The sequence below is a fragment of the Phenylobacterium composti DSM 19425 genome (assembly GCF_059568645.1).
This window is the reverse complement of sequence record NZ_JCANTT010000009.1, coordinates 1-9911: the sequence shown is the minus strand read 5'-3', so window position 1 is coordinate 9911 and position 9911 is coordinate 1. Positions and strand designations below refer to the sequence as shown.

5 protein-coding genes are annotated in these 9911 nt (G+C 72.2%); 2 read left to right on the top strand and 3 right to left on the bottom strand.

Going from position 1 to position 9911, the window contains the following annotated elements; all coding sequences use genetic code 11:
* Nucleotides 1-184: 184 nt before the first annotated feature.
* Nucleotides 185-3508 carry a hypothetical protein gene (locus BO64_RS02900; protein ID WP_496401772.1) on the top strand — a complete coding sequence of 1108 codons (3324 nt, stop codon included), beginning with the start codon at nt 185-187 and terminating at the stop codon, nt 3506-3508.
* A gap of 14 nt (nt 3509-3522) precedes the next feature.
* Here the strand turns inward: BO64_RS02900 and BO64_RS02895 are convergent, their stop codons facing one another.
* From BO64_RS02895 to BO64_RS02885, 3 genes are all read right to left on the bottom strand, one after another.
* Nucleotides 3523-4455 (bottom strand): hypothetical protein, encoded by a 933-nt coding sequence (locus BO64_RS02895; protein WP_496401771.1) that lies wholly within the window; start codon nt 4453-4455, stop codon nt 3523-3525.
* Nucleotides 4456-4679: 224 nt separating this feature from the next.
* Nucleotides 4680-8444 carry an Ig-like domain-containing protein gene (locus BO64_RS02890; RefSeq protein WP_496401770.1) on the bottom strand — a complete coding sequence of 1255 codons (3765 nt, stop codon included), beginning with the start codon at nt 8442-8444 and terminating at the stop codon, nt 4680-4682.
* 132 nt (nt 8445-8576) lie between these two features.
* Nucleotides 8577-9479 (bottom strand): hypothetical protein, encoded by a 903-nt coding sequence (locus tag BO64_RS02885; RefSeq protein WP_496401769.1) that lies wholly within the window; start codon nt 9477-9479, stop codon nt 8577-8579.
* A 193-nt stretch (nt 9480-9672) separates the two neighbouring features.
* Between BO64_RS02885 and BO64_RS02880 the strand changes: the two genes are divergently transcribed.
* Entirely contained in the window at nt 9673-9849 is a 177-nt protein-coding gene (locus BO64_RS02880) for a hypothetical protein (RefSeq protein ID WP_496401768.1), read from the top strand.
* Nucleotides 9850-9911 lie beyond the last annotated feature (62 nt).

Below are 9911 nucleotides of genomic sequence, written 5' to 3'. Positions count from 1 at the left end.
CCGCTCATACTCCGCAAGCCAGCGCTGCAGGGTTCGGAGATCTGCTGCGCCGGTCGCCTCGGCCGCCCGCAGAGCAGAGGCGCGCTGAGGTGACCGTCAGCAGAAGATCGCCGACATCGTCGCGCACAACGCCACCGCGACGGGCGACCAGCGCTGGGCGCAGATCCGGGACATCGAAGACCTGGTGCAGGGCTATCGGATCGACGCCGCGGTTCTCAAGCGGACATCGACGGACCTGACCGGCCGGTGGCGCAGCCTGGTCGGCCGCGAGGTGGGCTACTTCCGGCCAACCGAGCAGAACGGCCAGGCGACGACGGAGCACCGCGACATCGAGGCGGACTTCCTCAGGTCCCCGGAGGTCCGCTCACGCCGCGCCCGGGAGGACGGCTACGTCCAGCCGATGACGCAGTTGAAGGAGGACGCCGCGGGCCAGGTCATCCTCGAGCACCACGACGTCCTGTTCGCCTGGCAGGGCGACACCCTGGGCCTGCCCGCCCTCGCCGACGGCGATCCCAAGACCGGGGAGCCGCCGCTCGGCGCGACGCTTCGGCCGAACCCCGCCGACGACCTGGCCATCGACGTCGTCGTCGACCTGCCCGCCGACCCCGCGCGATACCCGCCGCCGCTGCGGGCCGGGCGAAGCTATGTGTTCGGCGCCCGGGCCGTGCTCACCAACGGCTGCGGCCTGGACCTGCCGGACGCCGAGCGCCGCTACGCCGCCGAGCGTCTCTGGCTCGGCGCCGGGGGCGACACCGCATATCTCTACCAGCGGCATGAGGCGGTGCGCGCGCCCGATGTGCTCCTCGCCTGGGACGACGAGGAACTCGTCGAGAGCGCGGCCATGCCGTACGGCGAGTCCCTCGAGGACCTGGTGGTCCATCGCGTGGGCGACCAGACCCGGCGCTTCGTGACCCCGCCGAGCGTGCCGTTCCACCTGAGCGAGCAGCACGGCGCCTTCGACGCCCTGAACACCGTCGACACGCCGCCCGGCAGCCTGGCCAACACCCGGGTCATGGCCATGCTGAACCCCTTCACGGGGGAATTCCCCGTGGCGCGCCGGGGCGGCTGGGGCTTCCCGACGCTGCCGAAGCCGAGATGCCCGGACGGCCGGCCGGGCGAACTCTATGACCTTGGCAAGATCGCCACAGGCTCGGAAGACGACGAGCGCAGCCGCGGGGCGGTGCTGGTCCTCGACGACCGCTGCTGCCCGCCCGCGCGCCCGCGCTACGCCGATCCGTTGGCGCGTATCCTCCGGGCCCGTCTGGTGGACGGCGAGGACGCATCCGGCTTCGAGTCGAGCGGAGACGGCGTCCCGTTCTGGCGCGACGACGACGCGAGCAACGCCCCCTCCGCGGCGGAGCCCGTCTATCTCGAACTCGTCGGCCGCACCGCGGCCGCGCTCAAGGGGAAGCGCGGACGCGTAAAGCCAGGCGGCGTGGCGCAGGTCTACGCGGAGCCGTCCCGCCGTCCCGTGGTGCTGCGCAAGTTGCAGGTCGAACTTGCGCCCGGGGAAACGGCGCAACTGGAGCTTTGGGCGGAAACGGACGCCGACCGAATGCGGCGCGAGCACGCCGTGCCCGACGGCGCTCTCAGGCGCGTGGCGGCCGCCGGCAAGGGCCGGCTGATCGGCCCTTCGGCCTTGGCCCTCGCCGACGCCGACCCGGATGCGGCCCTGGCCTGCGTGCAGCGCCAGGGGCCGGTGGCGATCTACCAGCACCAGCACCGCCTCAATGTGGCGCACACGGTGCCGCGGCCCTTGGAAGCCCCGCGGTTCGACGACGTGGACAAGCCCGATGCGTTCCGGCCCGGCAAGACGATCGCCGGGCCGACGCTTCATGCCGTCACCCTCACGGTCCAGCCGAGCTCGAGGGACTCCACCGCGCCCGGGCCGGAGAAGGAAACCTGGCCCTCCTACGTGGCGCGGCAGGATCCGGAGAAGCTCTACGCCTGGCCGAGCGAGGCCGGCGGCTCCACCACCTTCTTCGTGGGGGAGGCGCTCACCGATCGCCTGACGACGGGGAAGCTGCGCTGCGAGGCCAGCTGGGTCGAGCACAGTCCCGAACGTTATGTGCAGGCGGATGACGGCTCATGGCGCTATCAGCCTATGACCAACAATGCGCGCCTCTTCACCCTGGAAGCGGAGCCCGTCCGGCGCCGGCTCTTCGGCCAGCCGGTGAGCTTCCTGAAGGATGACGCCCACGCCTATCCCGAAACCGCCAGACCCTCACCGCCGCCCTACCGCGAGCTTTCGTTCAGCTTCGCCAATGGCAAGGCGCGGCGGCTCGACGTCAGCCTTGTGGCGAACTCGCGGTGGACTGGCCACTATCCCGGGCTGAGCGACGCCCAGCTCGACCTGCCCTCCGCGCCCACGCCGTTCAAGTCCGAGGTCTGGACCACCTGCACCTTCCGACCGCCGCCGCCGGAGGTGGAGCGGGTGCTGCCGATCTTCCGGTGGAAGAAGGCGGTCAAGAGCGCGCGACGCGTGGTCTTCACCCGCGAGACCGGCCTGCGAATCTACTTGAAGCGAAACTGGTTCGCCTCGGGCGAGGGCGAGATGCTGGGCGTGATCCTGCCGATCCTCGGCGGCAGGCCGCTCTTCCAGGAACCGGTCTGCCAACTCGACGGGATCGGTCGCTTCGACCAGTTCGTGAGCCGGTGCGGGGCCGATCCTATCCACCATTCGGGCGCCTCGGACGGACTTCTCCGTGCGGAGGACTTCATCCCCAAGGACCCCAAGGATGCGCGACGCCCGAGCTTCGGCCCCGCCACCTTCCCCCTGAGGCTCGCCGACCCCGGCGCTCCGGGAGCGCCGCCCGAGGAACCCGCCGAGCTGCCGGTCACGATCCTCGGCTACCACCCCATGGCCCCGCAGGCCGGCGACGAAGGCCACTACTGCGACCTCCACATTGATCCGAAGGGCGTCTACTTCCCCTTCGTCCAGCTCGGGCTGACGCGGCTGCAGGTCCATGCGGTGAAGGACCTCGAGCTCTCCCACCCCATCGCCGAGTTCGCGCAACTACCGCCCCGGCGAGAGGTCGAGGTGGAGTTCGATGGGCCCAAGAAGTTCGTGGTGCGGGTCAGGGGCGTTGGCTTCAACGACGAGAAGGGCCTCGCGGAGCTCCGTCGCGAGGTCGGGGATGCGCTCTTCCTGCCGCGCGGGCCTACGCCGCTGCTCAACATCACCGTGTTGCAGGCGATCAACGCCGACGAGGTGACCCATCACCGACCGGAGCACATCCGCTGGAAGCCGGTGCTCCGCAGCGGGGAGCTCCTCCAGAAGCGGCAGCAGGCGCCGCAAGTCCTGAAGGGCGCCGCTGTCGAATGGTCAGTGCCGATGGAGCTGCCGAGCCGTCGGGGCGATCCGGTGCGCCGCTATGCGGTGCTCGTCGAAGAGGTCGAGACCATGGCCGCACGGGATCAGGCCGCGCCCGTCGAGCGCGGCCCTTTCCTCTCGCGCATCATAGACCTAGGCCCCTGGGTGCATCCCAACGATGACGACACCTGGTAGGCCGCGGCCGCGCCTCAGCAGGCGGCCGGATTGTCCGACCTGATCACGCAGACGATCTTCTGCGCGCGCGCGCCCTGGTAGGCCGCCTGGATCCGCTCGGTGAGCAGCTTCCACTTGTCCAACGTGTCGTCGCTCGCGGCGCTGACCGCCCGCTGGAAGTTGCCGTTGATCCCGCCGCGATCCGTCGTGCCGGGCCCCGTGGCGCCGGCTGTGTCGCTGATCGGGCCCGTGTCCTTGTTCAGGACGTCGTGCTTCACGCGGTTGGTCAGGCCGTAGCGGCAGTAGATCGTTTCCGGCTTGCCTTCGTAGCAGCCGCTGATCAGGCCCGCCGGAAACGCCGCCGACGCGCGGAGGCTCAGCCAGGTTGCAGGCCCCTGCCGGTCGAGCCCCGGCGGATTGTCCTCGTCGACCGCGCCCGTGTCCGGCCGATCCACCCAGTTCGTGTGCGAGTAGAAGTCCTGCGTCGCGTGCAACGCGCGGCCGAAGCTCTCGAGCACCATGCACTTGGCCCGGTCGGCGCTGTCGTCGAACTTGCAGGCGGGCGTCAGCGTCGCCTCCTGCGCCTGGACGACGCCCGCCGTGTTGACCAGCCGGCCGGCGTTCACGACGGCCACCTTCAGGGCGTCGTCGATCCATTTGCGGCAGGCGGTCAGGTTGGCCTGGGCCTGGGCCTGAGTCTGGGGATAGCCCGAGACCGCGAGGTGGTCGCCGTGGTCGCAGTGGGCCTCATGTCGCGATCCCAGCGGGCTGCCGAGCACGTCGGGCGCCCCCACCGCGCCATAGCCGGACGTGAGGGTCGGCCGTCCGGCCAGGGCGTCCATCGTCAGCGGGCCGAGGCCCTGCGCGCGGAGCGCGTAACGAGTCACATGGCTGTGCTCGGCGCTCCAGATCCCGCCATTCGCCGTCCCGAACGAAGCCGCCGGCGAGGCCAGCCCTCCCAGCGCCACGCCAATCGCCGCCGCGCAGCCCGCGCGTCGCCCGTTCCACCCCATCGTGCATCCTCCCGAACGGCGCCTCCAGTCGGCGCGCCTCCCAGCGAACGACGATTGGCCAAGCTTGCCGAAACCACAAGCCCGCAAGACGGGCCCGGCCCGGCTTCGTCCCTCCAGGCCCGTGGCGCCCACGCCCGCGCCCTCCCGAGCCGGCGCGGCGCGATCGGCCAGGCCGCCCCCTACCCCGCCAGGATCCACCCCTCGCCCAGGCTCGCGAGCTGGACCCCGGCGAGAACCATCCGGCCGCCGTCGGCGAGGTCGACGACCGTGTCGGCGCCCACCTGGCTGACCGTGTAGGCCGTCCCGGCGGCCAGCCGGACGCGGTCGCCTTCGGCGAAGTCGAAGTCCATGACGAGGTCCTGGCCGGCGCCGCTGGAGGCGTGGAACACATCCGCGCCCGCCCCGCCGAACAGGGTGTCGGATCCGAGATCGCCCGCGAGCCAGTCGTCGCCGGCCTCGCCGCGCAGGATGTCGTCCCCCTGCCCGCCTCGAAGGGTGTCGGCGCCGTCGTAGCCATAGAGGACGTCGTTCCCCAGGCCGCCGTGCACCGCGTCGTCGCCGAGGTCGCCGTTCAGGGCGTCGTCGCCCTCGCCGCCGGAGAGCGCATCGCCGCCCTGGCCGCCGTGGAGGGTGTCGTTCCCCAGGCCGCCGTCGACGAGGTCGGCGCCGGCGCCGCCGTGCAGGAAGTCGTCGCCGAGGTCGCCGAACACGAGGTCGGAGCCCTCGTCGCCGAACACCCGGTCGTCGCCCTGGCCGCCGTAGACGCGGTCGTCGCCCGCGCCGCCGTTGACGGTGTCGCGGCCGGTGTTGCCGTGGACGAAGTCGTGGCCCTCGCCGCCGAACACCACGTCCTGGCCCTCGCCGCCCTGGACGGTGTCATTGCCGGTGGCGCTGCCGACCGTGTCGTCGCCGGCGCCGCCGTGGAGCACGTCGTCGTCGGCGCCCAGGACGATGTACTGGGCCGCGCCGTCGCCCCACACCGTCTGGGCCCCGTCGCCGCCGGTGACGCGGGCCGCGCCGACGATGGCGGCGAACTCGACGTTCTCGAGCTCGATCGACGCGCCGAAGGGGACGCTGCGTGTGTCGATGACCAGGGCGGTCAGCGGCGCGTCGGGCGAGGGGGACCCCTGGAGCACGAGCGGCGCGGCCGGCGCGCCGTCGACGCCCACCACGGGCGTGAGCGTCCGGACCAGCAGCGGGGTGTCGGCGGCGAGCGCGCCGAGGAAGCCGGCGGCGCCGCCGGTGAGCAGGGTCTGGTCGGTGGAGCCGGCCTGCGTGCGGCCCTGGATCTCGCGGATCAGGTCGGTGAGCGAGTTCCCCGCCGTCCCCGCACCCGGCGGGCCCGCCGCCTGCAGGCCATAGCCCACCGGAAGCTGGGCGAGCAGCGGGCTTTCGCCGCCGGACGGCGTGGGCGCGAGCGGGATGTCGGCCACGCCGGCGCCGCCGACCTGTTCCACCCGGCCGGGGGTGACCACCGGGATGCTGACGGTCTCCGTCTGCGAGCCGTCCGCATGGGTCGTGGTGGTGGTCGTCACCGGCACGCCGTCGACCGTCCGCGGCGGCTCGACCGGCGGCGGCGGCGCGGGCGGCTCGGGCTCTGGCTCGGCGGGCGGGGCGATGGTCAGGTCGACCCGGCCGCCTGCGCCCGCGTTGCCGGCCGCGTCGGCATAGCCGCCGGCAACCTTGACGGTGGCGGCCGTCGCGCCCTCCGCGGGCCGGAACGTCGCGGTGAACACCTTCGGGTCGTCCGTCGCGGTGAAGCCGAGGATCGTTCCGCCCGTGACCGCGACGTCGCCGGCGTCGAAGCCCACCGGGACCTCGTCGAAGGTGAAGGTGAGCGTCGTCGTCTGGCCGCTCGCCAGCGCGGTCGTGGCGGCCGAGACGCCGACGGCTGGCGCGTCGGTGTCGATCGAGAGGACCAGAGGCGTCGAAGCGGGGCTTTCGCCGCTGTCGCCCACGGCGACGGCGGTCAGCGTGTAGGCCCCGTCGGGCAGCGCTCCCCCGGGCGTCCACGACCATTGGCCGGCGTCGTTGGCGGTCGCGACGCCGAGGAGCGCCGCGCCGTGGTAGATGCGCACGAGCGTCCCGGCCTCGGCCTCGCCGGTCAGTTTCGGCGTCGCGTCCGCGGTCAGGAGGTCGCCCGCGGCCCCGGTGTCCGAACCCGCGTCGAGGGCAAGCGTGGGCGCGCCGGGCGGCGGCGGCGGCTCAGCCTGGATGTTGATCGTGCGCTCGACGGCCGTGGTCACGATCCCGTCGTCGGCGCGCAGGATCACCTTCGCCGGCCCGGCGGCTTCGGGCGTGAAGGTGGCCGCGGCCAGCGCCGCATTGATCTGGGCCGCCGTGCCGACGAGCTGGATGCCCGCCGCGTCCGGGTCGGCGTCGGTCAGGCCGCCGACGACGCCGTTCTCCGCCAGCACGGTGACGGTCAGCGGATCGCCGTCGCCGTCGGCCACGGTGACGTCGGGAAGCTGCAGCAGTTCGCCCGGAGCCCCTTGCAGGGTCGTGGACGGCAGGCCCGAGAAGGCCGGCGTCTTGTTGGCGGTGGCGAAGACGTTCATCCAGGTGAAGGCCTGGTCCGGGACGCGGCCGTCGGACACGCTGACCCGGATGGTCATGATGCCCGTGCGGCTGGCCGTGAAGGTCAGGTCCGCGATGGCGGTGTTGAGCGCCTCGGCCGTGCCGACCAGTTGGAACCCCTCGGCGTCGGGGTCGGCGTCGACGGCGCCGCCGATCGTCCCGCTGTAGTCGGAGAGCGTCAGGGTCAGCACGTCGCCGTCCGCGTCGGCGACGGTGAAATCGGGGAGCGCCGAGGCCACGCCCTTGCGGACGTTCACGTCGGAGAGGTCGATGCCGGCGATCGTCGGGTCGGCGTTGTCGCTCCAGGCCTTGATCCAGAGCGAGCCCCAGACGGGAAGCGGCTGGTGGCCGTCCGTCAGGCTCATGGAGATGAAGTCGTCGCGGGGCTCGTCCAGCTTGATGTCGATCGCCGCCAGCCGGGCGTTGATCTCGTCGGCCGTGCCCACCAGCTGCACGCCCTCGGCGTCCTCGTCGTCGTCGACGACGCCCTCGAGCTCGATGGCCCCGGCGAACAGGCTGAGCGTGAGCACGTCGCCCTCGGCGTCGGAGACGGTGAAGGCCGGCAGGTCGGCCCAGAGCCGCGGCTCGATCACAGCCGGAGAGCTCGCGTCGTTGAGGCCCGAGAAGGCCGGCGCGCCGTTCCGGCCCGTCACGCTCAGCATGATCGTTCCGGAGCCGGTCGCCTGCCCGTCCGAGACGCGGATGTCGATCCAGGCCAGGTCGTCGTCATTGCCCGCCGTGAAGGTGAGGTCCGCGAGCTTGGCGGTCAGCTCGGCCGCCGTGCCGCTCACCTGCAGTCCGGCCGTCAGCGGATCCTCGTCGACGACCCCGCCGACCTGGCCGTTGTAGCCTGTCAGGGTGGCGGTTAGCGGGTCGCCGTCGGCGTCGGTGATCGTCACGTCGTCCACCGGGTCGGCCTCGCCCACCCGCACGGCGGTGTAGGGGAAGACGATGGGCGTGGAGACGCCGGGGGCGTGATTGCCGCCCTCTCCGCCCTCCCCGCTGTCCGGTCCCTCCGTTACATTGACGTAGAGGGTGTCGTACCAGCTCACCTGGCCGTCGGAGGCCTCGATGCTGATCCAGGCCATGCCGAAGGTCGCGTCGCTCGCCGTGAAGGTGAGCCCCTTGAGGAGGTCGGTCACCGCCGCCGGCGCGCCCACGACCTGCACCCCGTCGCGCGACAAGTCGGCGTCGGCGACGCCGCCGATGGTCCCGTTGTACGGCGAAAGGGTGACGGTGATCACGTCGTCGTCCGGATCGGTCACCCCGATGTCCGGCATGTCGGTCGCCACCCCCGCGGGCAGGGTCGGCCAGCTCGACGGGATGCCGGTGATGAAGGGCAGGCTGTTGAAGGCTGCTGATGGCATGCTGCCCCCCCCCCCGGGCAAGTTGCTGACTGTCTAGGGGCAGTTAGCATCCCGCGCAGGCGCGCCTGCCGGTCCGGCGTCTCAATCTGGGGACCGGCGGCCGTCCGGTGTCTCAAAATGGGGATCGGCCGCTCAGGCCGGCGGCGGCTCCGCCTGGCCCTTCCAGGCGTCGATCACGCCCAGCGCCTGCAGGTCGGCGAAGAAGCGGCGCAGGTCGCTGAGGTTGGCTTCGCAGAACGCCGCCCAGGCGGGCCGGTCCAGCAGGTCGGGCGGCGTCTCCAGCCCTTCCGGCGTGCGCCGGCAATGCCCCGCCGCCTCCAGCCGGGCGACCTTGCGCCGGACGGTCTCGTGCGGCAGCCGCACCAGCTCGGCGACCCGGGTCACCGCCACCCGACGGCCCTCGAGCACGGACTCCTGGAACATGGCCATCAGCAGCATCGACAGCACGAGGTCGCCGACGATCCGGTTCATGCCGTCGGTCATCCGCAGGAAGTAGTCGCCGAACCGGCGCATCATCGCCCGATAGGGGAACGGCGCCTCCATCGGCGGCGACGCCTCCGGCCAGGCGAGCACGCCGGCCTCGACCAGCCGGGCGTGGAATTCGCGCAGCCTCTCCGTGACCTGCACCGCGCCGCGGACGTAGAGCGGCGACGCCATGGCCGACTGCGGCACATACACGCCCTCGGGCGTGATCACCGCCAGGCCCTCCTCCGCCAGACGCACGATGTGCCGGCGCGTTGTCTCGTGCGAGAGGCTGAGCGAGGCCGCCACGGCGCGGATGCTGACCGGCCGGCGCTCCTGGTCGGGCGGCGGGGCCTCGAAGGCGCCGTAGGCCAGGTGCCGGGCGGGATCGCGCAGCACCTGCGCGACATTGGCCTGGAGGATGGCGAGCGCGATCAGCTCGGTCACCGGCGTGCGGCCCGGAGGCGGATCCCCGCCGACCAGGAAGCCGATCTTGTGGTTCTCGTGCAGGAAGCCCGCGGTGAGCCGCATGGCGGACTTGGCGAGTTCGGCCGGCTGGGAGGAACGCGACATGACGCACGCTCGAAGCTGCAACTGTAGGCGGCGCGCGCCACCCTGCATTGCAATCTAGCAGCCCAGGCGACCGACCTGAAGACGCCGGGAGGCCCTTGCGCCGCCCGCTGGCGACGTCCGGCGCAGCACAGCGTCAGCCGTCCGTGCTCAGCAAATCTTGACCGAAGAGGCGACGCGGGCGTCCGTCGCGTCCGTGCGTAAGCTCATCAACCTGTTCAAGCGGCCGCCGGCGCCGAAGCCCAGCCACGCCGCCCTCACGCCCTCGTCTCCGGCCGAGCAGCTGCCGACGGCGGGCCTCATCACCGTCGAGCTGGAGTTCGCCGCCGGCGAGGCGCCTGTGGGGCGGCTCTTTGAGATTGTCGCTGACTGACCACTAGAGATTGTCGCTAGCGCCGAAGGAAAGTGCCGTGCGCACAGCGGCTTAGCGCTGGA